Source organism: Alcanivorax sp. (genome assembly GCF_051117345.1).
Taxonomy (GTDB): Bacteria; Pseudomonadota; Gammaproteobacteria; order Pseudomonadales; family Alcanivoracaceae; genus Alcanivorax.
On sequence record NZ_JBNPEC010000033.1, the window covers coordinates 1 to 25,495 of the forward strand.

Consider the following 25,495-nt stretch of genomic DNA (forward strand, 5'->3'; position numbering starts at 1 on the left):
CTGGCCGCAGGGGCACCCAAATACCTGATGATCAACACCGGCTATGCCAACGCGGGCACCGGTAAGAAAGGGATGGAAAACTGTCTGGCCAGTTGTCGTCTGTTGGCTGACGCGGCCGGCTGCGCCGAGGATCAGATCCTGCCCTATTCCACCGGGGTAATCGGTGAGCAGTTTCCGTTGCCGGCGTTTGAAAAAGGGTTGCCCAACGCATTGGCAGAACTGGATGAGCACCACTGGGGCCGGGCGTCAGAAGGCATCATGACCACTGACACCTACCCCAAGCTTACCAGTCGCCGGGTGGAGATCGACGGCGTGCCGATTACCGTCACCGGCATGGCCAAGGGCTCGGGCATGATCAAGCCGAACATGGCCACCATGCTGGGTTTTATCGCCACCGATGCGCCTATCGCCAAGCCCCTGCTGGACCAGTGGGTGAAGACCCTGGCGGACAAGTCTTTCAATCGTGTCACGGTGGACGGCGACACCTCTACCAACGATGCCTGCATGCTGATCAGCACCGGTGCGGCCGAGATGGCGGAAATCCAGAGCCTGGATGATCATAGTCAAGTGCTGTACCAGGCACTGGAAAGTGTCTTCGTGGAGCTGGCGCAGGCGCTGGTGCGCGATGGCGAAGGCGCCACCAAGTTTGTGTCGATTACCGTGGCCGGTGCGGCCAGTGAATCTGACGCCCGCATTGTGGCGGAAACCATCGCCCATTCCCCCCTGGTGAAAACAGCCCTGTTTGCTTCCGACCCCAACTGGGGCCGTATCCTGGCTGCTATCGGCAGAGCTCCCATTGCGTCCCTGGAAGTGGACAAGGTCAATGTCTGGCTGGATGAGTTGTTGTTGGTGGAGCAGGGCGGTGTGGCGGATAGCTACGAAGAGGCAAAAGGGGCAGCGGTGATGGCCCAGCCGGAAATCAGCATCCGTGCGGATCTGGCCAGCGGCGATGCCGAGTGCACCGTGTGGACCTGTGATTTCAGCTACGACTACGTGAAGATCAACGCGGAATATCGCACATAATCTGAATGCCTGACGCCTGACGTGAAAAGCCGCTGTAGGAGCTATGCTTGCATGGCGAACGGACTCGCGACATTCATTATGCTGTGTCGCCATGCAGGCATAGTGACTCCCTGCGCGCCTACGGGATTTTTGTTTCCATGACAGTACCCACACCCGCCATCACCGTCGTTGCCGCCATCATCCGCGGCAACGACGGCCGCATCTGCCTGAGCCGGCGCCCGGACCACAAGCATCAAGGGGGGCGCTGGGAGTTCCCCGGCGGCAAAGTAGAGCCGGGTGAGCCCCTGTCGGCGGCCCTGGCCAGGGAGCTGGAGGAGGAGCTGGGCATGCAGGCGGCCATTTCCTCTCCGTTCATGACTATCGCCCACCAGTACCAGGATCTGCACGTCACCCTGCATTTTCGTGATGTCACCGCCTGGCAGGGCGAGCCTACGGGCTGTGAAGGGCAGCAGGTGGGCTGGTTTGAGATTCCGGAACTGCCGGCGCTGGAGTTTCCGGCGGCGAACCGGCCGGTGGTCACCGCCATCACGCTTCCCGATTATCTTGCCATCGCGCCGGATAATCTGGATCTGGACGCCCTCAAAGCGGGTATCGGTCGTCTGGATGCTGCCCGTACCGGGCTGTATCTGCGCCAATGGAGCGAGCATGCCGCACTGCCTGAGATTCTGGCACTTTGCCGGAAGAAAGGCGTGAAGGTATGGTTGCGGGCCTCATCGGCAACACGGGCGCAGCAGGTGTCCTTACAGGGCGTCTTTGGGCTGCATTTGCCCGGGTCGGCATTGATGGATTGCCAGGAAAGACCGGCTTTTGCGGGGGTGGTGTCGGCAGCCTGTCACAGCCGTGACGCCCTGGAAAAGGCGGCAGACCTGGGTCTGGATATGGCGCTGGTTTCCCCCGTAGAGGCCACGGACACTCATCCGGATCGTCCCCCACTGGGTTGGCAGCAAGCCGGGGAATGGATTACCGGGTTGCCGCTGGCATGTTATGGGCTGGGTGGTGTCTCGCCAGCGGATCTGGAAACCGCCCGCCAGCACGGCGCCATTGGCGTGGCGGGTATCCGGGCGTTCTGGCCGGACGCTGCCTCAGCCTCTCTGTAGGATGCAGTTCGTTTAGGCTCAGTGCCCCCTACGGTAGGCGCGCAAAACACTTCCAGTCCCGCAATTCCCCTGTTGGAATCCAAGCCTGCCTACCGTATTAATGGTCCACGCGTCAGCTCAGCCGATTCGTTAGACGATCAAAACTCTTCAAAATCCCCGGGTGCATTGTCATCACCGGGAATCGCATGGCGTTCCGCTGCCCAATCACCCAGATCAATCAATTTACAGCGCTCGGAGCAGAAAGGTCGCCAGGGGTTATTGGTCCAGCGAGTGAGGGATTTGCACTGGGGGCAGGGATAGGTTTGGGTGGTGTTATTGGTATCAGACATGTTCAGAGTGCGTTAGCCATTTCCAGATAGCGTTGATGCAGGCTCGTCAGTTGCTCGTGAAGTGCCTGCAGCGAACCGTGATTCTCAACCACATCGTCGGCCTGGTCCAGGCGTTTGGTTCTCTCCATCTGAGCCTTGATGATGGCGGCAACCTGCTCTTCGGGAACATGATCCCGTTCCATGGCCCGTTTGACCTGCAATTCTGCCGGCGCATCAATGACCAGAATACGGTCCACCAGCGTTTTCTGACTGGTTTCCAGCAGCAGTGGTGATACCAGAACGGTATAGGCGGACTGACTGGCAGCAATTTGCCGTTTCAGCTCCTCGCCGATGGCGGGGTGAGTAATGCCTTCAAGTACCTTCAGGGCGTCTGCATCCGCAAACACAATCTCGCGCAACGCGCGGCGGTCCAGGGCGCCATCCCCAGTGAGTACATGCTCACCAAAATGGTCGGCGATACGCTTGAGCGCAGGCTGGCCCGGTTCAACCACTATCCGGGACGCCAGATCCGCGTCCACAATGGTGATGCCCTGCTGGGCGAGGAAATCCGTGGCAGCGGTTTTGCCGCTGCCAATACCGCCAGTCAGGCCGACTACGAACATGGAGACTCCAGAACGGGTTTCATCAGCGTCGGAGCCAGCCCTTTTCGCTTTGCAAGCAAGGCTCCAACAGGAAATCATCGAGGGGAATGTTGTCAGCGATTAACTATTCACTGTTAACACTTAACTGATTTTGAACATCCCAAGATACGAGCTGACGATGGTATCGCCCCACAGCAATGCAATCCAGCCAGCGGCCGCCAGATAGGGACCGAAAGGGATCTGGGTGCGTTTTTCGCCGCCAAATAGAGTAGCGAGGAGAGTGAATACCAGGCCCACTACGGAAGATAGCAGAATAATCAGCGGCAGATACTGCCAACCCACCCAGGCCCCCAGAGCAGCGAGAAGCTTGAAGTCACCATAGCCCATGCCTTCCTTGCCGGTGAGCAGCTTGAACAGCCAATACACGCTCCACAGGGACAGGTAACCGGCCATGGCACCAACTACCGCATCCGGCAGGGATACCGGTGAAACGCCAAGCAGCGCCGCCAGCAGGCCGGCCCACAGTAGTGGGTAAGTCATACTGTCCGGTAGCAGGGTGGTATCCGCATCAATCATTGACGCGGCCAGCAGGGTCCAGGTGGCGAAAAGGGTAAAGGCCAACCATGGGCCATAACCGAAGTGCCAGGCGCACAGGCCGGCCAGCACGCCACTGGCAACTTCAATGATCGGGTAACGCTTGCTGATCGGTGTCGAGCAGCTCTTGCATTTGCCTTTCAAAACCAGCCAGCTCACCACCGGAATGTTTTCATACCAGGCAATGGCGTGGTCACATTTTGGACAGCGCGAGCGCGGTGTCACCAGATTGAAGATATCGCCATTATCCTCAGCGGGTAGCTCCAGAATTTCGCGGGCTTCCTGCTTCCAGCTACGTTCCATCATCACCGGTAAGCGGTAAATCACAACATTGAGAAAACTGCCGATCAGCAGACCCAGAAAAACGCAGAGCCCAACCAGCAGGGTTGGGCTCGCGGAAAGAACGCTTAGAAGATTGTCTGTCATTAATTAGCCTACAACTTGGCCCAATTGGAAAATCGGCAGGTACATGGCGATGATCAAGCCGCCGATAAGAACGCCAAGCACTGACATAATGAGAGGCTCCATCATGCTGGTAAGGCCATCAACGGCATTGTCGACTTCGTCTTCATAATAAATGGCGACCTTTTCCAGCATGGCATCCAGAGCCCCTGATTCTTCACCGATAGCGGTCATTTGTAATGCCATGGCCGGGAAGACACCGGTTGCCCGCATTGCAAATTGCAATTGCTGGCCGGTTGAGACGTCTTCTTTCACTTTGTAAACGGCCTTGCGATATACCACATTGCCGGTCGCCCCGGCGCACGCGTCAAGGGCTTCGATTAAGGGCACGCCAGCAGCGAAGGTAGTTGAAAGTGTGCGAGCGTACCTTGCGATGGTCGATTTAAAAGCCAGATCACCGACAATGGGTAGTTTTAATACCAGTCTGTCCAAGGCGTCCCGGAAGGGTTCTGATTTTTTCTTGAGAGTGGAAAAACCAATGACAAATGCAATGATGCAGACGAGGATAAGCAGAAAGTTGTTTTGAAGTCCATCAGACAAATTGATAACAAAGACAGTAAAAGCCGGGAGCTCAGCACCGAACCCTGAGAAAAGATCCTGGAATACCGGTACCACTTTCAGCAAAAGAATTGCAGTCACAATAACAGCTGCAACAACAACCGTTGCCGGATACTTCATGGCTTTCTTGATTTTTTGTTTGAGGAGTTCGCTCTTCTCTTTATAAAGCGCGACTCGATCGAGCATTGTCTCAAGAGACCCTGACTGCTCACCGGCCTCGATCAGGCTGCAGTACAAATCATCGAATTGATCTGGATGCTTTGACAGAGCCGTTGCAAAATTACTGCCTGATTCAACTTCTGTTTTCAGGCTCAGTACCAGTTGTCTCATGGTGGGGTGTTCCAGGCCATCAGCAACAATTTCAAACGCTTGAACGAGAGGGACACCCGCTTTCATCATGGTAGCCATCTGACGAGTAAAAATGGCGATATCCATGGGCTTGATTTTTTTCTTTCCTCCAAAGCTAACTTCGCGCTTCTTGAGGACTTTTTTGGCATTAATGCCTTGTTTGCGAAGTTCTGCACGAACTAAAGCTGGGCCTTTGCCAGAAGCTTCGCCTTTTACTTTCTTTCCTTGCCTGTCAACACCTTCATAAACGAAGGTGGCGTTTTTTTGTTCTGCTAGTTTTGTTGCCATAATTAATGTCCGCTTGTTACACGGTTAACTTCTTCCAGACTGGTCACGCCGTGCATGACTTTTACGAGGCCGGAGCGATGTAAGTCATTGAATCCTTCTTTGCGACACTGATCTGCAATTTGGATGGAGTTCCCTTCTTCCATAATTATTCGAGCGATACCGTCAGTGATTTTGACGACTTCATAAATCCCTACCCGGCCTTTATAGCCGTTGGTGCATTTGTCGCATCCCTGCGGGCCATAAACAGTAAACCCGGAACCAATATCTTCTTCCGTGAATCCCATCTCAAGTAGGGACTGTTGCGGGATGTCCACTACGCTTTTGCAGTGCTCGCAAAGCCGGCGTGCCAGTCGCTGGGCAATAATCAGAACTACCGAGGTGGCAATATTGAACGATGGAACGCCCATGTTACGTAGGCGTGTCAGTGTTTCTGGTGCGCTATTGGTGTGCAGGGTAGAAAGCACCATGTGACCAGTCTGTGCCGCTTTCACTGCAATGTTGGCGGTTTCCAGATCCCGGATTTCACCTACGAGAATGACATCAGGATCCTGTCGAAGGAATGCTCGCAGGGCTGCGGAAAAGTCCATGCCCTGTTTGGGATTAACATTAACCTGGTTGATGCCTTCCAGATTGATTTCTACCGGGTCTTCGGCAGTAGAAATGTTGCGCTCTGGAGTGTTGAGGATGTTGACGCCAGTATAGAGCGAAACCGTTTTCCCGGAACCGGTGGGGCCAGTCACCAGAATCATGCCCTGAGGCTTGTGAAGAGCATCGAGATACATTTGTTTTTGATCTTCATCATAGCCCAGCGCCTCAATACCCATTTTTGCGGATTCCGGGTCCAGAATCCGTAACACGATTTTTTCCCCGAACAACGTGGGGCAGGTGTTTACCCGGAAGTCGATGGCACGGGTTTTGGAAATTTTCAGTTTGATTCGGCCATCCTGGGGCACCCGACGTTCAGAAATGTCCAGTCGTGACATTACCTTCAGGCGCGCAGACAGCTTGCTGGCAATGTTGATCGGGGGCTTGGAGACGGTTTTCAGAATGCCGTCCTGGCGGAACCGCACCCGGTAGGTCTTTTCATAGGGTTCAAAGTGTAAATCCGAGGCCCCCCCTTTAATTGCATCCAGCAGCAGCTTGTTCACGAAGCGTACAATGGGGGCGTCATCGGTTCCGGACTGGGTTTCCTCTTTTTTATCTTCGGCAGGCCCCACATCAAGATCGCCCATATCATCATCCAGATCATCAAAAGCACTGCCTTCGGCTTCTGATTCCAGGTGATCAATCCAGTGGGTGAGCTTGTCCTCTTCAACGATGATGGTTTCTACATTGAGGCCGGTGTTGAAGCGGATTTCTTCCAGTGCGGGCAGATTGGTAGGATCGGACACTGCCACAAAAAGCCGGCTACCCCTGCGGAACAAGGGCAGGACATGATGCTTGGTGATCAGTTTTGGATCGACTAAATCCTTGATCAGGCTGTCACGCTGAAAGGCGCTCAGATCAAGGATGGGATCGCCAAATTCCTCGGCCACTGCGTTTGCGACCACTCGCGCTGAGAGCTTGCCGGAGCTTACCAGCTGGTGAACGAGACTCACCCGCTCTTGCCGGGCCTGCTGTTGCGCTTGCTGTGCGTCTTCGGCGGTCAGCAATTCCTGTTTGATAAGCCTTTGCGGTAAGCCGCTGAAGGAAAGGGTCTGGCTAGTCATGGCAACCTGCTTGTTTATGCTTAGTATGGTCGGTATGCCCAACACTTTCTTCGTAACATACCGGTTGTCACCGGCACAGGGAAGAGTGGATGTCGCAAAATCAGTACCTTGTCGGGCCTTTCTAAAGATGTTCCCAGCTTTGCGGCAGGGCTCTCTGCCCAGAGTCGCATTCTAGCGCTAAGGGTTTAGAGCCCCCTGAGAGGCGGTTAGTTATTCCTTTATCTTGGTTAGGGTGGGCCTATCCACCGCTTTTCACCCTATCACAGCCTCTCTATTAGCACGGAGGGTCGTTTCAAAGGAAAAAGCGAAGGGAGCAAATGGATTGTTGTGGCCCGCCTGGGGTGACGTTTTTTGTCGTTACTGTGCTGGCGAGTGACGAATAGTGTCGGTTATGACTGCTGACGGTAACTCCAGGAGAGAGTCAATAGTCATTTCTGCAGTTGTGCACAGTGCGATTCGGCGTTGAATTCACAGGCTCCTAATGCTTTTTCCTCATGAGCAAAAAAGTTGGCCCGCTCTATGCATTAGACCAACGCAGAGGCTCGCCAAGGGTGAGCTCAATAACAAGGTTTGCAAATTTTAAGTTGGAGAGACGACATGAAGAAGCAAATTCAACAGGGTTTCACCCTTATCGAACTGATGATTGTGGTTGCCATTATCGGCATTCTGGCCGCGGTGGCTATCCCGGCTTACCAGGATTATGTGGAGCAGAGCCGCGTTGATTCCTGTTTGGCTGAAACTAAAGGCCAAGCTAACAACTGGCTGATTGAGTATTCGCAAGATCCGGCCAACCTGTCGGCGGCAGTAACCGGTGCTTGTAATTCTATTACTGCGCCAACAGCAGCTCCTACAGATGGTGCAGGTAATGCTACTGCAGGTTGGGTCACTGCTACGGCCAAAGATTCCGCTGCTACCACTATTACTTGTGACGGTTCCGGTACTTGCACCAAGTAAGTCTACTGGTAGTGATTGGGTCTTCGTAGCTTGACCTAATCCCCAAAAGGCCCGGTGATTTAAATCACCGGGCCTTTTTTGTTATGGAAGCTATGATCCTACTGCCTCTTTGTTTCCTCGCCATATATTGGGATTGCTGTTTTATCTGGTTTTTTAATAATCAATGTCACGAGTGTCTGACCTATGAGGCGTGTCGTTGGTGTAAGTTGTTATAATTCCGCATTTAAAAGTTGACCTTTATTGTTTGTTTCTGCCGAAAAATGTTGTTGTTCTCTGTCTTTTAATCTGTCTGATGGTGTTAAGTTTTTGTTTTTTCTTGAATTATTATAAAAACCAATCTGGTCTGGATTATGCATTGTTTTTACCAGGGGGCAGTCACGGGATAACTATAAAGAGGGGGAGACTGTGAATTATCAGAAAGGGTTTACGCTGATTGAATTGATGATCGTGGTGGCGATCATTGGCATTCTGGCGGCGGTGGCAATGCCGGCGTACAACGATTACGTACGACAGTCAGCAGATAATGCCTGCCTTGGTGAGGCGGCTGCTCATGTGCGAGTGGGAGTGACCCATGTCGCTGTCACAGCGAACAGCTTCCCGGCAAATACAGCGCCGAGCCGCTGTACAGCGTTGCCTTCAATCAACTCGCCCATCTCTGCAGGTGACACGCTGACCTTTACGCCTGTATCACCCGGCACGGGAACGATAACCTGTGATCTAGCGGGTGGTTTCTGTCGCCTCTGACAAAAAGCCCGCGGTCGAGATTCTTTTCCTGTGCGGATCTAGTCTCCGATATATTCTGGGGCCCGGAAAATAATCTGGGCTCCATTCGCTAGAACCGGTATCCAGCGGCGATATGTTAAATTACCTGCAACAATGGCAATGGCCATCATTGCAATCGCAGGGATAAATCGATGGCTTGTACATGCTTGGTCAGTGCTCCTGAGGACAGGAACCATTTGCGCCTTCTGGGCAAAGCCCTCGCATCGTCTACTGTCAGGTTACCGGACACTTCCAGTGCGGATTCGGTGGCGATAGAGGCGGCCTCTGCTAGCATCTGGGATGTGAAATTATCCAGCATAATTTGATCCGGCCTCATCGCTGCGGCTTCCTGCAGCTCCGCCAGTGTTTCTACTTCCACAATAATCTTCTTCTCCGGTGCCAGGACCCGCGCGCGCTCAATGGCTGCAGTAATCCCGCCGCAGGCGGCCACATGGTTTTCCTTGATCAAAAACGCATCGTACAAGCCGACCCGGTGATTTTGGCAGCCACCACACAGGACCGCATATTTCTGGCCAGCTCGCAGGCCAGGGAGTGTTTTACGCGTATCCAGAATTGTCACGGTGGTGCCTTCGACGGCATCGGCGTAACTGCGCGCAGTGGTGGCGGTGCCCATCAGGGTTTGCAGGAAGTTCAGTGCGGTGCGTTCGCCGGTGAGGATCTGACGGGTATTGCCCTGCAGGGTGCACAGGGTGGTATCTGCGGCGAGCCGGTTGCCATCCTCTACATGCCATTCAATCTGCACATCGCCGAGTTGCCGGAACACTTCATCCGCCCAGGGAATGCCACACATGACGCCCTCTTCGCGGGTGATGATGGTGGCGGTACTTTCGCTGTCGGCGTCGATGAGCTGGGCGGTGATGTCGCCGTCGCGGATATCTTCTTCCAGGGCAGAGCTGACGTTGCGCAGAATGTCGTCACGCACATAGTCGGGCAGGGTGATGGTCATGCTGTTCTCGGTGCTGAACTCAATGAAAACCCGCAGGCAGACCTGCGGGTCGTGTTATGCCGCGGTGATATCTTCAATCCGGCCGGTTGGAAAAGAATTCCCGGCTAAGCCGAACCACCACGGGCGACAATAATAACAGAGCAATCAGGTTCGGTATTGCCATCAGGATATTCATAATGTCGGCTAGGGCCCAGACTAGGTTCAGGCTGACGACGGCGCCAAAAGGCACGGCCAGTACCCAGATCACCCGGAAGGGCAGGATGGCCCGGTCGCCAAACAGGAACTGAGTGCAGCGTTCGCTGTACAGGCTCCAGCCCAGCAGGGTTGTGAAGGCAAAGATTGCCAGGCCGCCGGCCACAATTACATTGCCGAAGTCCCCGAAGGTAGAGGAAAAAGCCAGTGCGGACAGGGTCGCGCCTTCTGCACCGCTGGTCCAGGCGCCGGAGGAAACGATGGCCAGGCCGGTGATGGAGCAGACGATGATGGTGTCGATAAACGTGCCCAGCATGGCGATGGAGCCCTGTCTGGCGGGGTGGTCGGTATTGGCGGAGGCGTGGGCGATGGGCGCGCTGCCCAGGCCGGCCTCGTTGGAGAAGATGCCTCGTGCAATCCCGAAACGAATGGCTTCCTTGACCAGGGCACCCGCAAAACCGCCGGCAGCCGCGGTGCCGGTGAAAGCGCTTTCGAAGCATAGGGCCAGGGCGGCGGGCAGCGCGTCAGCGTGGTCTACCAGCACCACCAAGCCGGCCAGAAGGTAAGCCAGGGCCATAAAGGGAACGATATAAGTGGCCACGGTGGCAATCCGTTTCATGCCGCCTAGCACCACCAGGCCCACGAGGACGGCCAGGGTGACCCCGGTTATCCATGCTGGCAGTCCGAAGCTGTCCTGCAGGCCGTGAGCGACAGAGTTGGCCTGGACGCTATTGCCAATGCCGAACCCCGCCAGCATGCCGAAGATGGCAAAGGCAATGGCCAGCCAGCGCCAGTTACGGCCAAGGCCGTTCTGGATGTAGTACATCGGGCCGCCCACGTACTGGCCAGCTGCATCTTTTTCCCGGTATTGCACAGCCAGTACGGCTTCTGCGTATTTGGTCGCCATACCCACGAGAGCAATCAGCCACATCCACACCAGTGCCCCGGGGCCTCCTGAGTGGATGGCAGTGGCAACCCCCACGATGTTACCGGTACCGATAGTGGCAGATAGCGACGTGGCCAGAGCGGCGCCAGCACCGATGGTGCCGACCCCCACCTGTGGGCCGAACATCTGCTTGAAGCCGAATCCCAGCTGGCGAAGCGGCAGGAACCGCAGGATCAGGGTGAGGTAGATACCCGTGCCAGCAATCAGGATCAGTGCCGGCCATCCCCATAAAAAACCGCTGATCTGTTTAAGAATGGTAACCGCGTGCTCCATGGCTCTCGTCCATTGCCCCAAAAGGCCTTAGGCTATGGGAATTTAGCGGGCAGGGAAAGCTGGCGACGTGTTTGTGGTTGAATACATATAAAGCATCAGATGCCAACTAGTTCAAAATTCGTAGACTGTTGGTGTGATAGCTTAGTAATGTATTGAAACCACAGTCCCATTATCAGAACGGGTGAAGCTCAACTCCCGGGGGTGTCATGGCCAAGGTTACCCAGCTCAAACCGGTCGCCGGCAAAGCAGCCGCTAACAGCCTGCCCAGACCGATAGAAAAAGTGCGTGACCGCTACCTGTCACTGGCGTCTTCCTATCTGGAAGATATGCTCGACGGCGCTGACGACACACTCTACGACCTGGCCGAAAAGGAAACCGATAGCGAACGCGAGCGTTACTTTGATGCCATGCGCGAGCTTCGCGTGCAACGGGCCGGGCTGGTTGCCAGCCTGAAGCAGGCAATGCAGCACAAATTTGCCACGCTCGGTCATTCTGACGAGCAGGCCGTGTCGCTTGAAAATGCCAAGTTTGATCTGGACTCCCTGACCCTGGTGAATGAGGAAGACCTGGAAACGTCGGTGGCGCTGGATAACATGGCACGCCGCGCCCGCAATGGCTGTGTAGAACAACTGAAGGTGCTGTGCCACCGCCTGGAATACCTGTTTGAAAGCAAGGCGGAAATCACCGAACGGAATAACCCGCTGGAACCGCGCGAGCTTGTAGACGCCTTCAATCAGGGGCTGGAAAAGCTCTCTTTGGACATCAAGGCCCGTCTGATTATCCTCAAGCTGTTTGAGCGGGAAGTGATGGCGGAAACCGGCTTCATGGTGTCTGAGGCCAACAAGGTTCTGGTGGATGCCGGGGTACTGCCGGACATGAAATCCGCCCCTATTGCGCCTGCCCGCAAGCCGGGAAATCGCTCGTTGGCATCCAGCCAGACGTCCTCCTCTGGTTCGACGATGGGTAATAACGATCAGATGTTCGGGCTGCTGCAGGAACTGCTGGTCACCATGCGCGGTATGCAGGGTGGTGGGGCGCCAGCAGGTGGTGGAGCCCCTGGTGGTGATATTAATGCGGCCATGGCGGTCATGCAGAATGGCGTGCCTTATCTGAATGGTGCCCCGGTGGCCAATGCGGCTTCCGTTCACCAAGTCAGCTCTGATGACCTGATGGGCGTGCTCAATCGTCTGCAGCGTGTGGAACGCAGCCTCAGCGAAACAGACGGTGAAAAAGCCAACCTGAAGGAAGACTTGTCAGAACTGCTTGATAGTGAGCATGGCGAAGCCATCCATGCTCTGGATCAGGCCGATGACGATGTGATCAACCTGGTATCGCTGCTGTTTGATTTCATTCTGGATGACGAGGGCCTGCCGTCCGAGATCAAGGCGTTGATCGGTCGGCTGCAGATCCCCCTGTTGAAAGTGGCGATCACCGATAAGACCTTCTTCAGCAACGACAACCACGAAGCTCGGCTACTGCTCAACATGCTGGCCCGGGCCGGCAACCAGTGGGACCCACAACAGGGCATTCAGGACGATCTGTACCAGCGCATCAACCACGCGGTACACCGCATCATCGATGACTTTGAGGACGATGCCAGCCTGTTCGCCACCCTGCTGGATGAGTTTCAGCGCTTTTTCGACAGCCAGAGTTCTCGCTCCGAGCGGGTGGAGCAGCGGGTGCGCGAGGCGGAAGAGGGCAAGGCCCGCGCCGAGCTGGCCCGCCAGGAAGTAGTGGCCGTGCTCGACAAACGCATGGCGGGTCGTCAGTTGCCGGATGTGGTGGTGCGGTTGCTACGTCAAGGCTGGCAACAGGTGCTGTATCTGACCTGGTTGCGCGAAGGAGCCGATAGCGCCGCCTGGCAGCAGCAGGTCAAGGTGGTCGACGGGGTGGTTTGGAGCGTCCTGCCGCACCGCGATCAGGCGGCGCTGGAAAAGCTCAAGGCGCTTAGCCCCAAACTCCTCAAGACACTGCATAGCGGGCTGGGACAGATCAGCTACGACGAGGCAGAAGCCAAGCAGTTACTGATCAAATTCCGGGATGTGCACCAGCAGCTGCTCAAGGGCTTGGAAACCGAGCGGGTGGCAGTGGAGCCGGAAATGCCGGCACCGCAACCGCAAGCCCAGGAAGAAGCGGTTTTGCCGGAAAATCATTTCCTGGTGAAAAAGGCCGGTCAGCTTTCTCCGGGCCAGTGGATCGAGATAGTGGATGGCGACGAGCCCCGTCGGGCCAAACTGGCCGCCAATATCCGTGCAGGCGTGAAGATGGTGTTCACCAATCGGCGCGGGATCAAGGTGGAAGAATTCTCCGCTTACACCCTGGCCGTTGCCCTGCATGAAGGGACTGTTAAACTCATCGAAGAGGGAGCCCTGTTCGACCGGGCTCTGGAAGCGGTTATTGGCGACCTGCGCCGCATGCAGGCCAACGTGCAGCATTAAGTTGGCTTGACCGCGCGGGCATAAGGAGCTTGCGCGGGTGCTCACCCTCAACGAACACCGGGTCGATCAGGCACAGTGGTGCCCATCCCCCAATTACAATCTCCGCCCTGATCCCGATGATATTTCCCTGCTGGTGATTCATAACATCAGCCTGCCGCCGGAGCAGTTCGGCGGTGATTATATCCAGGCCCTGTTCCAGAACTGCCTGAATCCGGACGACCACCCCTATTTCCTCGAAATCCACCAGCTCACCGTATCGTCGCATTTTCTCATCCGGCGTGACGGCAGCCTGTTGCAGTTTGTCCCCTGTGATCTTCGGGCCTGGCATGCCGGTGTGTCCTGCTTTGCCGGGCGGGAAAACTGTAATGATTTTTCCATCGGCATTGAGCTGGAAGGCGCAGATACTGTGCCCTATGAAGACGTGCAGTACGCGACCCTGACGGAACTCACTGCGTTACTGCAGTTCCATTACCCGGCGATCGAGGATGCCCGCATCACCGGCCATGAATATATTGCCCCGGGCCGTAAGACCGACCCTGGGCCCGCTTTCGACTGGGCGGCCTATCGGGCTCGCCTGGCTGCATTCAAGGAGGAAATGGCATGAAGTTTCTGGTGCTGATACTGGTCCTCGGCCTGCGCCGCCTGGATACCAGCTGGCCGCTCTGGATTACCAATCCACAACGTCATCAGGGCTGGTTGCAGCAATGGGGCAATCGCCTGGGGCAGGGACAGCGAGTCTGGTGGCTGGCCGTGCTTGTGCCGGCACTATTGATTTACGCCCTGACCTGCTGGCTGGACGGCTTCTGGGGTCAGCTGTTGGTGCTGCTTCTCGGCATAGTATTGATGCTGTGGCTGGTGGGCGGGCAGAGTGAGTTCCGTCATGTTGATGAATTGCTGGTGCGCGGTCGAATGAACGACCCGGAGGGCTTTGCTGCCCTGGCCACGGATGAATTCGATGTGACCGGGACGCCGGGCGATCCTGCCTATCAGAGTGCTCTGACGGAAAAGATTCTGGCGCGGGAGCAGCAGCTCTTTATCGCTATTTTCTGGCTGGTGCTGCTGGGCTTTGGTGCGGCGTTTCTGGTTGTCCTTAATCGAGCCTGGCTAAACCGGGCTGGCGACGAGCAGGCGAATAACTGGCAGGCACGCCTGGATGGCTGGTTATGCTGGCCGGCCAACAGGCTGCTGGTATTGAGCATGGCGCTGGCCGGTGATTTCACCACCGTTATGGAAAAAATGCGTGGCCACTGGTGGCGCCAGGAATACAGTGGCCAGGCGCTGCAACAGGTGGCCAATGTGGCTCTGGAGGACTCGCAGGTCAGCGGTGAAGGTTCCCTGTCCGCAGCCCTGGATCATCTGGAATCCCTGCAGGGGCTGTTACTGCGCTGCGTTGCCATCTGGCTGATCCTGGCGGCGCTGTGGGTTATCGCGATTTGACTGGGCTTCTCCGGAACTTTTGCAACCGTTGGAGCCTTGCTCGCAAGGCGAAGGGCAGAATGAACCCCGGCGCCTGCTGAAACCTTCGCTTTGCAAGCAAAGCTCCAACGATTTTCTGGGGTGTCGAACATGACGGGCTCGACCTTGGTCGGGTTTTGTCCCTGGGCCGCCGGTGCCATGCTGGGAATAGCGAAAATCCAGTCCGTCAGTGACAGGCCTCTGGTGATTATCGTCATTTGACCGGCCAGTCATTGCGGCTAGTATGGAAAGAGCTTGTATCAGCTCGCCCACCACCCCCGGGCGCTTATTTCCGCGGTGCTGCAGTGATCCTGCAGGACTGCCTGGCGACGCGAAAAAGGACGCATGCCCATGCACAAAAGAAGTTTCTTTGATGATATGGACCCGGCAGAAACCCGGGAGTGGCTCGAAGCCCTGGAATCCGTGGTCGAGCGCGAAGGTCCTGAGCGGGCCGCCTGGTTGCTTGACACCATCACCAACGAGGCCCAGGAACAGGGCATTCGCCGTACCGACCTCAATACCCCGTACCTCAATACCATTCCTGCTAAAGACGAAGTGCCGATCCCCAGTGATATCTTCATGGAACGCCGGGTGCGTTCCCTGGTGCGCTGGAATGCACTGGCCATGGTGATGCGGGCGAACATGGATAACGATGACGAGCTGGGTGGCCACATTGCCTCCTTTGCGTCATCCGCCACGCTTTACGATGTGGGTTTCAATCATTTCTTCCGGGCCCCCAGCGATAAAAACGAAGGGGACCTGGTGTTCTTCCAGGGCCATTCCGCCCCGGGTGTGTATGCCCGCGCTTACCTGGAAGGGCGCATCAGCGAAGAGCAACTCGACAACTTTCGCCGGGAAGTAGATGGCAAGGGGCTTTCCTCCTATCCACACCCCTGGTTGATGCCGGATTTCTGGCAGTTTCCTACCGTATCCATGGGGCTGGGGCCGATTCAGGCCATCTACCAGGCCCACGTGATGAAGTACCTGCAAAACCGCGAGCTGATCCAGAAAGATGACCGCAAGGTGTGGGCCTTCCTGGGCGACGGCGAAATGGACGAGCCGGAATCTCTCGGTGCCCTGGCCCTGGCCGGGCGCGAAAAACTGGATAATCTGATCTTTGTGGTCAACTGCAACCTGCAGCGGCTGGATGGCCCGGTGCGCGGTAACGGCAAGATCATCCAGGAACTGGAAGGCGTGTTCCGGGGCGCCGGCTGGAATGTGATCAAGGTGGTCTGGGGCCGTCTCTGGGACCCGCTGCTGGAACGAGACAGCCAGGGGTTACTGCGCCGCCGTATGGAAGAGTGCGTGGACGGTGAATACCAGGCCTACAAGAAAAACGGCGGCGCCTACACCCGTGAGCATTTCTTCGGTGAGTACCCGGAGCTGAAGAAGCTGGTGGAGCACATGTCCGACGATGAGGTGTACCGCCTCAATCGCGGTGGCCACGATCCCTTCAAGGTCTACGCCGCCTACCATGCGGCGGTTAACCATACCGGTCGGCCCACGGTGATTCTGGCCAAGACCGTAAAGGGTTACGCCACCGGCGCTGGCGAAGCCGTCAACAAGGCCCACCAGATGAAGAAGCTGGATCTGGACAGCCTGAAGGATTTCCGCGATCGCTTCGACATGCCGTTCACTGACGAACAGCTCAAGGACGTGCCTTACTACCGCCCGGATGCAAACTCCCCGGAAATGCGCTTTATGAAAGAGCAGCGCGACGAGCTGGGCGGTTATATGCCGGTGCGTCGTCAGCAGGCCAGCCAGGCGCTGACCCTGCCCGGGTTGGATATCTTTGCCAATTTTCTGGAAGGCAGCGGTGACCGGGAAATTTCTACCACCATGGCCTTCGTGCGCATGATGAGCGCGCTGATCAAGGACAAGCAGATCGGCGAACGGGTGGTGCCGATTGTGCCGGATGAGGCACGCACCTTCGGTATGGAAGGCTTGTTTCGGCAGCTGGGGATCTACTCCTCCGGTGGCCAGAAATACGAGCCCGAAGATGCCGGCCAGGTCATGTACTACCGGGAAGACAAGAAGGGTCGCATTCTGGAAGAGGGCATCAACGAAGCGGGCGCCATGTCGGGCTGGCTGGCGGCAGCCACCAGCTACAGCGTGCACGACTTCACTCTGATCCCGTTCTACATCTATTACTCCATGTTCGGCTTCCAGCGGGTGGGTGATCTTTGCTGGGCCGCTGGCGACAGTCAGGCCCGTGGTTTTCTGTTGGGGGCCACCGCCGGGCGCACTACCCTGAATGGCGAGGGGTTGCAGCATCAGGATGGCCACAGCCATCTGCTGGCCAGCACCGTGCCCAACTGTGTCAGCTATGACCCCACCTACAGCTACGAGCTGGCGGTGATTCTCCACGACGGCCTCAAGCGCATGTACGAAGACAACGAAAAAGTCTTCTACTATCTGACGCTGATGAACGAAAACTACGTGCACGGCGCCATGCCGGAAGGGGCCGAAGAAGGTATTCGCCGGGGCATGTACCTGTTGCGCGAAGGCAAGGGAAAAACCAAAAAATCCCCTCGCGTGCAGTTGCTGGGCAGCGGCACCATTCTGCGTGAAGTGGAAGCGGCGGCCGAGCTGCTACGCGATGACTTCGGGGTGGCTGCGGACGTGTGGAGCGTCACCAGTTTCAACGAACTGCGCCGGGAAGGCCTGCGCCTGGACCGGGATGACATTCTCCACCCGGGCCAGGATCGTGAGCGCAACTGGGTAGAGAGATGCCTGGATGGTCGCGACGGCCCGGTGATTGCGTCCACCGATTACATGCGTGCCTTTGCCGACCAGATCCGGCCCTGGGTGCATGCACCCTATACAGTGCTGGGCACCGACGGTTTCGGTCGCAGTGACTCCCGCCAGAAACTGCGCCACTTCTTTGAAGTGGACCGATACTTTGTGGTGCTGGCGGCACTCAGTGCGCTGCGCAAGGACGGCAAAGTAGAGGCGGCTACGGTGAAAAAAGCCATCGAAAAATACGGCATCGATACGGATAAACCCTATCCGGTGATGCATTGATCGCACCCCAGCGTGATCTCACAAAAGGAGACCGGTGTGAGTAAGAGCATGATTCGTGTTCCCGATGTGGGCAGCAGTGATCCTGTTGACGTCATCGAGATCAGCGTGAAAGTCGGCGACACCATTGCCGCCGAAGACACCATTATTGTTCTGGAATCCGACAAGGCCACCGTGGAGGTCCCCGCGCCGCAGGGTGGCAAGATCACTGCTATTGGCGTCAAGGCCGGTGATCGGGTCAAGGAAGGCGATGAACTGATGGAAGTGGAGGCCGAAGGCGAGTCGGAAGAGGAGTCTTCGCCGGAATCCGGGGCGGCCAGTGAAGCGTCGAAAGCCTCTGAGGAAAAGCCGGGTACAACGTCAAAGTCGCAGGAAGCGGATGAGTCCGAGGCGTCGCAAGCGCAGGAAAGCGGTGGCAGTGAAAGCGTTACCGTACCGGACCTGGGGGACATTGATTCCGCCGAAATCATTGAAGTAAATGTGGCCGTGGGTGATGAGCTCGAGCAGGAGCAGGTCATCGTGGTGGTGGAATCGGACAAGGCCTCCCTGGAGATTCCTGCACCCTTCGCCGGCAAGGTGGAATCCGTGGCCGTGAAGGTAGGAGACAAGGTGGGCACCGGTGATGCGCTGCTGACCATGGCAGTCTCCGGCGGCAAGCCGGCAGCGGACAAGAAAGCCGAGGCAGAAGACAAACCAGAGTCAAAACCAGCGGCCCCATCGACATCGGATCAGCCCGCCACAGAGCACAAATCGGCTCCGGCAACGTCTCAGCCGTCAGCGGCAGATGCCGGCTCCCCTTCGAAATCCGTGCACGCGGGCCCGGCGGTTCGCAAGCTGGCCCGGGAAATGGGCGTGGATCTGGCCCAGGTCAACGGCACCGGGCCCAAGGATCGTATCCTCAAGGAAGACGTGCATGCCTGGGTGAAAAAGCGCCTTGAAGGTGCGCCGGCGGCCTCCGGGGGTGGCCTGGCGGTGGAGCTGCCAGAGATTGATTTCAGCCAGTTCGGTGAGGTCGAACGGTTGGAGCTCAACAAGCTGCGTAAGGTGTCCGCCCAGAACCTGACCCGCTCCTGGCTGACCATTCCCCATGTTACTCAGCACGAGATGGCGGATATAACCGAGCTGGAAGCCTTCCGCAAACAACAGAACAAGGGGCTGGAGAAAGAAGGCGTCAAGCTGACCATGCTGGCGTTCCTGGTCAGCGCCTGTGCACGGGCACTGCAGGAGTTCCCGCGTTTCAATAGCTCTCTGGAAAACAGTGGCGAAGCCCTGATTCAGAAACACTACATCAACATCGGCATTGCCGTGGATACCCCCAATGGTCTGGTGGTGCCGGTGATCAAGGATGCGGACAAGAAAGGCCTGAAAGCCATTGCCCTTGAAATGGGCGAGCTGGCAGAAAAGGCCCGCAATCGTAAACTGACACCGGCAGACATGAAGGGCGGGACTTTCAGTATTTCCTCGCTGGGAGGAATTGGAGGCACCGCCTTTACGCCCATCGTGAACTGGCCGGAGGTTGCCATCCTCGGGGTCAGCCGCTCCGACATGCAGCCGGTCTGGGACGGTGAGCAGTTTCAGCCCCGGCTGATGCTGCCGTTGAGCCTGTCCTATGATCACCGGGTGATTGATGGTGCTGATGCGGCACGGTTTACCACCTACCTGAGTCAGTTGCTGACGGATATGCGGCGAGCGTTGCTGTAGGACCGGGGTGCGTAGCCACACAAAAAAAGCCGGCATTCATGCCGGCTTTTTTGTGTGGCGGGACAAGACGTTTGTGTGAGTTACTCCTCGCGCTTGCCTTTCTTTTCTTGCCACTTTTCCTTGCGCTCTTCCCAGCGCTCCTTGCGCTTTTCCTTCATGTCAGCCAGTTTTTCCTGTTGCTGCGGTGTCAGTACGGCATTCATTTTGTCCTGGGTTTCTTCATGCAGGGCTTTCATTTTCTCGCCCTGTTCCTGAAAGATAATCTCAAGCTGGGTGCTTTGCTCTTCGCTCAGTGCCAGTTTCTTTTCCAGACGCTCCACCATATGCTCCCCGCCTTTATGACCGGGACCATAGGCAAAAGCGGAAGTGGTAAAGATAGCCAGGGCAACGATAGCCAGTTTTTTCATGGTGCTCTCCTTGTGACTCAGTGAGTCCCTGTGAATGTATGAGCGCAGTATGGGAAGAAAGAGTGCAAGGAATATGCAGGAAATAAGGAAGAAGCGGTTACCAGCTACTAGCTTCGAGCTGCTAGAAAAAGATGACACAAAAGAAAGAGGATGCTTGACGGCTATTTGCCGTCCTCTCGCATACTGATAGCTAGAAGCTAGAAGCTAGAAGCTAGAAGCTAGAAGCTAGAAGCTAGAAGCTAGAAGCTAGAAGCTGCTCTAAGGCTGCTCCAACCGATACCCCACACCATAAACACTGCCGATCCAGTCATGGGATTGGTCATCCCCGTCGCTGAGCTTGCGGCGCAGTTTGCGGATGTGGCTGTCGATGGTGCGGTCGGAGACCACCCGGTGGTCCTGATAGATTTCATCCATTAACTGGTCCCGGGACCAGATGCGGCCGGGGTGGCGGGACAGTGTGGCGAGCAGGGCGAACTCGATGGCAGTGAGAGCGACACGCTGTTTGCCCATGACCGCTTCATAGCGCTCTTTATCCAGGATCAGGGTGGGGCCGGTGTTATCCGATGGCGGATTGGCCCGGCGCAGTACCGCCTTGACCCGGGCCACCACTTCCCGGGGGCTGAAGGGCTTGCAGATATAGTCGTCAGCGCCCAGTTCCAGCCCCAGCAGGCGATCCACTTCATCCACTCGGGCGGTGACCATCAGGATCGGCACCTGGCTGTGCTGGCGGATAGCCTTGCACACTTCCATGCCGTCGCCGTCCGGTAGCATCAAGTCCAGCAGGATAGCCTGGAAGCTTTGCTTTTTTGCCAGCGCCATGGCGGTCCGGGCGCTGTCGGTCTGTTCGGTATCGAAGTGAGCATGCTGGAGATAGTCCGCCATCAGTTGTGACAGGCGTGGCTCGTCTTCCACGATCAGGATGTGACTCATGAGGCCTCTCCCGGCAAGGTGATACGGATGCGCACGCCACCCAGAGGGCTGTGCTCCGCGCCGATGGTGCCGCCATGGGCTTGCACAATACGCTGGCAAATAGCCAGCCCCAGGCCGGTGCCGCCGGTGCGGCGATTGCGTGAGCTTTCCACCCGGTAGAGATGATCGAACAGGCGGGGCAGAGCCTCGTCGGGTACGCCTGGGGCACTGTCTTCCAGTAGCAGTTCCCAGTGATCGGCAGGGTGTGTCAGCGTAATGCGCAGGCTGCCGCCATTGGCGGTGTACTTCAGGGAGTTCTGCAGCAGGTTGTCCAGCAGCTGCCGAATGCGCACCGGGTCCATATCCACATCGGCCCGCTCGGGAAGATCACTCTCCAGGGTGATGGCTTGTTGGGAAAAACTGTTGCGGTAGCTGTCGATCACTTCGCCCAGCAAATCCGCCAGATCGTCCCGGTGGAACTGATAACGCAGATTGCCGCCATCAGCCAGCGCCAGGTCGTGCAGGTCGTTGATCAGGTGGGTGAGCTGGGCGACTTCCCCTTCGAGGGATTTGATGAACTCGGGGCTCAAGGGGCGAATGCCATCGCTGATGGCTTCCAGCTCGCCCTGCAGAATTGCCACCGGGGTGCGCAGTTCGTGGGCGATATCCGAGAACCAGCGCTGGCGAGCCTGCTGGCCCTGGTCCAGCCGCTGGGCCAGCTGATTGACCTGTTCGGTGAGGGTGCCCAGTTCGTCCCGGCGGCGGGTTTCCAGGCGGGCGCTGTAGTGGCCTTCCTGCAGGTCGCGGGTATGGTTGGACAGGGCAAGAATCGGTGCCACCAGATGGCGAGCCAGCAGCCAGGACACCAGCAGCGACAACCCCACACCCACAAACAGCATCCAGCCTATGAAACGAAGCTGGCGGCCCATGAAACGCTGGTCCAGCTTGTCGCGGATGGCTTCCTGATCCGGGTAAGTCAGGTAACCCACCGTTGTGTTGCCACTGCGGACCGGAATTTCCGAGCGGAATTTTCGCGGCGCAGGGGGGCCGAACAGACGTTGCTTCTGAGCATTCAGCAGTTGCAGGTGACGGTGGTCGCCGCGGCTGTCACGCTCGTCATCCCGGTCCCCGGCCAGTCGGTAGAGGCGTTTGAGCTGACGGGGGTCATCCATCAGGAATTGCCAGCCACCGCGCTGCTGATAGAGCAGGCCGAGGTGATCCGCCAGCCGTTCTACCTGGGCTTGCTGGCGTTCATCCAGATAGGTTTCCAGACTGCGCAGGAACGACAGGTAATAGAAACCGCTGGCCGCCAGGGTAAGCACCAGGAAGGTGGACAGGAAAATGACAAAGAGTTTGTTGCGAATGCCCATGGCGAAAAGTCGTCGGTCCGGGCCACCAGTGTAGCCCGAGCCCGCGCCCCTGCAGCAGAGTTGCACAATGTTTTCACAATGGGGATGGAATGCGGGACGCCTGACGTTGGATGAAAAGCCCTTGTGGGAAGCGATGCTTGCATCGCGAAGCGGTTGGCAGTGCGGGCGTTTTCGCGATGCCAGCATCGCTTCCCACAAAAACACCTGCCAGGCCCCAGCAACCGGCACAGACTAACGGATGACGTAGGGTGCACTGAGCCTAAGCGAACTGCACCAATTTAGCGGTTGGCGGGTACGATCCCCCTTACGATTGTTGCGCCGCTACGCTCCTGAAAAAGGGCTTTTCCCTCAGTGAACTCTGCGCCCTCTGTGGTAAAAATTGGCTTTTCAGGAGATCAGCCTCTTTCCGCTTTCGGCTCCCAAAGTACTTCCGGCGACTCCTGACGCAGGTTGATCACCCGGGCCATCACGAACAGCAAATCGGAGAGTCGGTTGACCAGGGCCAGGCTGACCGGGTTGACGGCGTCTTCATCGGCTTCCTGCAGGGCCACGAAGTGGCGCTCGGTGCGCCGGGCCACAGTGCGACAATGATGACACCAGGCGGCGTCCGGGTGGCCGCCGGGCAGCACGAACTCCTTCAATGGTGGCAATTCGGCATTGAAGGTATCCGCCCGGGATTCCAGCTCCACCAGGTCGTGGTCGTCGATCACGCGGTGACCGGGTATGGCCAGCTCGCCGCCGATATCGAACAGCAATTGCTGGGCCAGGCCGAGCACGGTATCCAGGTCCGCTCCCAGTGACCGGGCGCGCAGTACGCCCAGGCCGCTATTCAGTTCGTCCAGTTCTCCCAATACCTGAATGCGTGGGTGCCACTTACTGACCCGGCTGCCATCAGCCAGGCCGGTATCACCGCGGTCGCCGGTGCGGGTGATCACCCGGTTGATGCGGGTTTTTTCCTTGTCGCTCATGGTGGCTCCTGCTGGGGCGTGTATTGCACTTTTCCCGTTGGAGCCTTGCCAGCAAGGCTCCAACGGTTCTGTGGCAATGGTGTTAGAACTCCACACCAAACGCGGCGCGGTAGTGGCGTTCCGGTAATGAGTACAGCGTTGCCGTGTTGGTGGTGTTGCTGAAGTTGCCGTAGTCCACCACCTGATGGTCTTCCAGATTGTAGACGCCTGCCTTGAGATAAACGGCCCGGTAACGGGCAGTCAGTTGCAGGTCCGTGGTGCGGTAGTGGTCCAGTTTGCGGAAGCGGTTGTCCAGGTCGCCGTCAAAGCGGCGGTCCCCCACATAGCGGTGGCTGATCTGGGTGGACAGCCAGGACAGGGCCTGCCAGTCGGCGATCAGTTGCAGGGTATGTTCCGGCACCAGCGGCACGTCGTTGCGATCGAAAGGGCCGCCGTCGAAACGGGCCTGCTGGGCGCTGGCGTTAATGGTCAGCATCAGGCTCTTGTCCAGCCGGAAGCGGGAATTGATGCTGACGCCCTTGTGCACGGTGCGGTCTTCCAGATTGCGGTTGGTGCCAAAGGCGCCGGCGGTTGGATCGAAGACGATTTCGTTGTCGATCTCGGCTCGCCAGAAGGTCAGGGTGGAATGCTGGCGACCCTGGGACCAACTGGCCCCGGCGGTGTAGCCCTTGCCGGTCTGTGGATCAATGGGGGGATTGAAGGGGCTCAGTTCATCCACGTTGGCAATACGCACGCTGCGCTGAGCGCCAGCGAACAGGGCCAGGTTACCGGTGAAGGTATAGCGGATTCCGCCTTCGTACATTTCCCCGTCCTGCTCCTTGTCTTCCCCTTCGCCACTGAGGGTGCTTTCCAGTTTGCGGGCACCGGCGCTGAGAGACAGCTCCGGCGTCAGGCTGACCAGGTTGTGCAGATACCAGGCCCGCTGGCTTTGCTCCAGCTCCCGGTTGCCGAAACTGGTTTGGCTGTCGTAATCGTATTCGTGCAGATCCAGGCCCAGGGTCCAGTTGTGCACCGCGCTACCGGTGGTGTGTTGGCCTTCCAGTTTGGGGGTGGCGCTGTAGCTCTCCACTACGGTTTCACCGAAGCTGCCGCTGGAAACAAACGCAAAGGTCTGTTCCTGACGACGTTTGCTGGCTTCCAGGGTGAGCGCGGTGTTGCCGCGCAGGGCGATGCGCAGCCCTGGCATCAGCCAGTAGTTGTCCTGTTCGGCATCGTCGAAGGGCGTGTCGGTACCCTGCGGGTCGTTGCGAAATTGCGCGTCGGTACGACCGCCGGGCAGGCCTAGCTCCTGTTCTTCGCCGTTGGCGGTGAAATAAGCCTCAATGCCGTCCTGTTGATAACGCACATCGGCAAAAGCGCTGTGGTTACGTACCTCGTTATTGTCCCGATAGCCGTCGCTGTCCTGGGTGCTCATGGCCACTGCGCCACTCAGGCTGCCCTGATGGCCGGTGGCGTAGCCGCTGCCGCCCAGGGTGCCGTAGCTGCCGCCGTTCACTTCCAGCCCGGCGCTGTTGTCATAGCGGCGACGGGTGACGATATTGACCACCCCGCCCACGGCACCATTGCCGTACAGCGCCGCGCCCGCACCGGGAAGAATTTCGATACGTTCAATGGCGGCCAGCGGAATCCCGCTGAGAAAGGGGCTGGCCAGATCGATATTCGAGAGGTGGCGACCATTGAGCAGGATCAGGGTGTTCTGGTTGGCGCCGGCGCCGAAGCCCAACAGGTCCAGGCTCGCCTCACTGCCGTTAGTGCCATAGAGCTGGCTGGCCTGCAGCCCCCCCACAGTATCCAGCACTTCTGTCAGGTTGCTGGCGGGCATGCTCGCCAGGGTCTCCCGATCCAGGGTCAGGGTGCCGGTGGGTAGCTCCCCGGCCAGGCTGGGGTGGCTGGCGCCACTGACTTTCACTGCCTTGATTTCGTTATTGGCCAGGGTTAGGCCACTGGTGGCGATCAGGCCAACGGCCAGAAAAATGCGACTGTGCATGGAGGTTCCACGAATCCAGATTAGTGCCCGCTACGATGGCGAAAAACGGCATTTAATTCCAGTGCTGAAGGGTAAAAGCCGCTGCGGCCTGGATACTCATAAAGGGTTGGTGACGGGAATGATTCAGTTGCGAGTTGCGAGAAGCGAGTTTCGAAG

The 25,495-nt window shown here is 57.5% G+C and carries 20 protein-coding genes and 1 pseudogene; 9 read left to right on the top strand and 12 right to left on the bottom strand.

The window, feature by feature from the left end:
* A partial coding sequence (gene argJ / locus ACFE0K_RS02285; RefSeq protein WP_434534522.1) for a bifunctional glutamate N-acetyltransferase/amino-acid acetyltransferase ArgJ occupies positions 1–1,023 on the top strand: 1,023 nt, incomplete at its 5' end.
* Between the two features lie 137 nt (positions 1,024–1,160).
* A complete protein-coding gene (locus ACFE0K_RS02290; RefSeq protein WP_434534523.1) occupies positions 1,161–2,120 on the top strand; it encodes a Nudix family hydrolase in 960 nt (319 codons plus the stop codon).
* A gap of 137 nt (positions 2,121–2,257) precedes the next feature.
* Here ACFE0K_RS02290 and ACFE0K_RS02295 read toward each other — a convergent pair whose 3' ends face one another.
* The 5 genes from ACFE0K_RS02295 to pilB all read right to left on the bottom strand — a co-directional run bounded on the left by ACFE0K_RS02295 (position 2,258) and on the right by pilB (position 6,989).
* On the bottom strand, positions 2,258–2,449 hold the full coding sequence (locus ACFE0K_RS02295; protein ID WP_035249304.1) for a DNA gyrase inhibitor YacG: 192 nt from the start codon (positions 2,447–2,449) through the stop codon (positions 2,258–2,260).
* Positions 2,450–2,451: 2 nt separating this feature from the next.
* Positions 2,452–3,051, bottom strand: a complete 600-nt coding sequence (coaE, locus tag ACFE0K_RS02300; protein WP_434534524.1) for a dephospho-CoA kinase — start codon at positions 3,049–3,051, stop codon at positions 2,452–2,454.
* Between the two features lie 120 nt (positions 3,052–3,171).
* The gene (locus ACFE0K_RS02305; RefSeq protein WP_434534525.1) at positions 3,172–4,050 is read right to left on the bottom strand and encodes a prepilin peptidase; all 879 of its coding nucleotides are present in this window, start codon (positions 4,048–4,050) and stop codon (positions 3,172–3,174) included.
* A gap of 3 nt (positions 4,051–4,053) precedes the next feature.
* Entirely contained in the window at positions 4,054–5,280 is a 1,227-nt protein-coding gene (locus ACFE0K_RS02310) for a type II secretion system F family protein (protein WP_434534526.1), read from the bottom strand.
* A gap of 2 nt (positions 5,281–5,282) precedes the next feature.
* Positions 5,283–6,989 (bottom strand): type IV-A pilus assembly ATPase PilB, encoded by a 1,707-nt coding sequence (pilB, locus tag ACFE0K_RS02315; RefSeq protein WP_434534527.1) that lies wholly within the window; start codon positions 6,987–6,989, stop codon positions 5,283–5,285.
* A 597-nt stretch (positions 6,990–7,586) separates the two neighbouring features.
* Here pilB and ACFE0K_RS02320 point away from each other — a divergent pair.
* Together ACFE0K_RS02320 and ACFE0K_RS02325 are read left to right on the top strand one after the other, a co-directional pair.
* Positions 7,587–7,943 (top strand): pilin, encoded by a 357-nt coding sequence (locus ACFE0K_RS02320; RefSeq protein ID WP_434534528.1) that lies wholly within the window; start codon positions 7,587–7,589, stop codon positions 7,941–7,943.
* Between the two features lie 441 nt (positions 7,944–8,384).
* A pseudogene (locus ACFE0K_RS02325) lies at positions 8,385–8,448 on the top strand (pilin); the annotation flags it as partial.
* 384 nt (positions 8,449–8,832) lie between these two features.
* Here ACFE0K_RS02325 and nadC read toward each other — a convergent pair.
* Together nadC and ACFE0K_RS02335 are read right to left on the bottom strand one after the other, a co-directional pair.
* Positions 8,833–9,672: a carboxylating nicotinate-nucleotide diphosphorylase gene (gene nadC / locus ACFE0K_RS02330; RefSeq protein WP_434534529.1), complete on the bottom strand. Its 840-nt coding sequence runs from the start codon at positions 9,670–9,672 to the stop codon at positions 8,833–8,835.
* 73 nt (positions 9,673–9,745) lie between these two features.
* Entirely contained in the window at positions 9,746–11,083 is a 1,338-nt protein-coding gene (locus ACFE0K_RS02335; RefSeq protein ID WP_434534530.1) for an alanine/glycine:cation symporter family protein, read from the bottom strand.
* 206 nt (positions 11,084–11,289) lie between these two features.
* Between ACFE0K_RS02335 and ACFE0K_RS02340 the strand changes: the two genes are divergently transcribed.
* From ACFE0K_RS02340 to aceF, 5 genes are all read left to right on the top strand, one after another.
* Positions 11,290–13,521, top strand: coding sequence for a DUF1631 domain-containing protein (locus tag ACFE0K_RS02340; RefSeq protein WP_434534531.1), 2,232 nt, complete (start codon positions 11,290–11,292; stop codon positions 13,519–13,521).
* Between the two features lie 37 nt (positions 13,522–13,558).
* Positions 13,559–14,125, top strand: coding sequence for a 1,6-anhydro-N-acetylmuramyl-L-alanine amidase AmpD (gene ampD / locus ACFE0K_RS02345; protein WP_434534532.1), 567 nt, complete (start codon positions 13,559–13,561; stop codon positions 14,123–14,125).
* Positions 14,122–14,958, top strand: coding sequence for a hypothetical protein (locus tag ACFE0K_RS02350; RefSeq protein ID WP_434534533.1), 837 nt, complete (start codon positions 14,122–14,124; stop codon positions 14,956–14,958). Before ampD ends, ACFE0K_RS02350 begins: the two co-directional genes overlap by 4 nt.
* A gap of 369 nt (positions 14,959–15,327) precedes the next feature.
* Positions 15,328–18,000: a pyruvate dehydrogenase (acetyl-transferring), homodimeric type gene (gene aceE, locus ACFE0K_RS02355; RefSeq protein ID WP_434534534.1), complete on the top strand. Its 2,673-nt coding sequence runs from the start codon at positions 15,328–15,330 to the stop codon at positions 17,998–18,000.
* Between the two features lie 36 nt (positions 18,001–18,036).
* Positions 18,037–19,698: a dihydrolipoyllysine-residue acetyltransferase gene (gene aceF / locus ACFE0K_RS02360; protein ID WP_434534535.1), complete on the top strand. Its 1,662-nt coding sequence runs from the start codon at positions 18,037–18,039 to the stop codon at positions 19,696–19,698.
* Positions 19,699–19,778: 80 nt separating this feature from the next.
* On the opposite strand, the gene ACFE0K_RS02365 is transcribed toward aceF, so the two are convergent.
* The 5 genes from ACFE0K_RS02365 to ACFE0K_RS02385 all read right to left on the bottom strand — a co-directional run bounded on the left by ACFE0K_RS02365 (position 19,779) and on the right by ACFE0K_RS02385 (position 25,339).
* Complete coding sequence (locus ACFE0K_RS02365) at positions 19,779–20,105, bottom strand: hypothetical protein (protein ID WP_434534536.1); 327 nt, start codon at positions 20,103–20,105, stop codon at positions 19,779–19,781.
* A gap of 258 nt (positions 20,106–20,363) precedes the next feature.
* Positions 20,364–21,035 (bottom strand): response regulator, encoded by a 672-nt coding sequence (locus ACFE0K_RS02370; protein ID WP_434534537.1) that lies wholly within the window; start codon positions 21,033–21,035, stop codon positions 20,364–20,366.
* Positions 21,032–22,384 (bottom strand): ATP-binding protein, encoded by a 1,353-nt coding sequence (locus tag ACFE0K_RS02375; RefSeq protein WP_434534538.1) that lies wholly within the window; start codon positions 22,382–22,384, stop codon positions 21,032–21,034. The genes ACFE0K_RS02370 and ACFE0K_RS02375 overlap by 4 nt, the downstream gene beginning before the upstream one ends.
* Before the next feature lie 395 nt (positions 22,385–22,779).
* The gene (locus ACFE0K_RS02380) at positions 22,780–23,352 is read right to left on the bottom strand and encodes a cob(I)yrinic acid a,c-diamide adenosyltransferase (protein WP_434534539.1); all 573 of its coding nucleotides are present in this window, start codon (positions 23,350–23,352) and stop codon (positions 22,780–22,782) included.
* An 82-nt stretch (positions 23,353–23,434) separates the two neighbouring features.
* On the bottom strand, positions 23,435–25,339 hold the full coding sequence (locus ACFE0K_RS02385) for a TonB-dependent receptor plug domain-containing protein (protein ID WP_434534540.1): 1,905 nt from the start codon (positions 25,337–25,339) through the stop codon (positions 23,435–23,437).
* Positions 25,340–25,495 lie beyond the last annotated feature (156 nt).

Excerpts from the sequence above, each read along its gene's own strand:
- ACFE0K_RS02290 (WP_434534523.1), top strand. The coding sequence starts at position 1,161 with ATGACAGTACCCACACCCGCCATCACCGTCGTTGCCGCCATCATCCGC.
- ACFE0K_RS02295 (WP_035249304.1), bottom strand. The coding sequence starts at position 2,449 with ATGTCTGATACCAATAACACCACCCAAACCTATCCCTGCCCCCAGTGC.
- coaE (WP_434534524.1), bottom strand. The coding sequence starts at position 3,051 with ATGTTCGTAGTCGGCCTGACTGGCGGTATTGGCAGCGGCAAAACCGCT.
- ACFE0K_RS02305 (WP_434534525.1), bottom strand. The coding sequence starts at position 4,050 with ATGACAGACAATCTTCTAAGCGTTCTTTCCGCGAGCCCAACCCTGCTG.
- ACFE0K_RS02310 (WP_434534526.1), bottom strand. The coding sequence starts at position 5,280 with ATGGCAACAAAACTAGCAGAACAAAAAAACGCCACCTTCGTTTATGAA.
- pilB (WP_434534527.1), bottom strand. The coding sequence starts at position 6,989 with ATGACTAGCCAGACCCTTTCCTTCAGCGGCTTACCGCAAAGGCTTATC.
- ACFE0K_RS02320 (WP_434534528.1), top strand. The coding sequence starts at position 7,587 with ATGAAGAAGCAAATTCAACAGGGTTTCACCCTTATCGAACTGATGATT.
- nadC (WP_434534529.1), bottom strand. The coding sequence starts at position 9,672 with ATGACCATCACCCTGCCCGACTATGTGCGTGACGACATTCTGCGCAAC.
- ACFE0K_RS02335 (WP_434534530.1), bottom strand. The coding sequence starts at position 11,083 with ATGGAGCACGCGGTTACCATTCTTAAACAGATCAGCGGTTTTTTATGG.
- ACFE0K_RS02340 (WP_434534531.1), top strand. The coding sequence starts at position 11,290 with ATGGCCAAGGTTACCCAGCTCAAACCGGTCGCCGGCAAAGCAGCCGCT.
- ACFE0K_RS02350 (WP_434534533.1), top strand. The coding sequence starts at position 14,122 with ATGAAGTTTCTGGTGCTGATACTGGTCCTCGGCCTGCGCCGCCTGGAT.
- aceE (WP_434534534.1), top strand. The coding sequence starts at position 15,328 with ATGCACAAAAGAAGTTTCTTTGATGATATGGACCCGGCAGAAACCCGG.
- ACFE0K_RS02365 (WP_434534536.1), bottom strand. The coding sequence starts at position 20,105 with ATGAAAAAACTGGCTATCGTTGCCCTGGCTATCTTTACCACTTCCGCT.
- ACFE0K_RS02370 (WP_434534537.1), bottom strand. The coding sequence starts at position 21,035 with ATGAGTCACATCCTGATCGTGGAAGACGAGCCACGCCTGTCACAACTG.
- ACFE0K_RS02375 (WP_434534538.1), bottom strand. The coding sequence starts at position 22,384 with ATGGGCATTCGCAACAAACTCTTTGTCATTTTCCTGTCCACCTTCCTG.
- ACFE0K_RS02380 (WP_434534539.1), bottom strand. The coding sequence starts at position 23,352 with ATGAGCGACAAGGAAAAAACCCGCATCAACCGGGTGATCACCCGCACC.
- ACFE0K_RS02385 (WP_434534540.1), bottom strand. The coding sequence starts at position 25,339 with ATGCACAGTCGCATTTTTCTGGCCGTTGGCCTGATCGCCACCAGTGGC.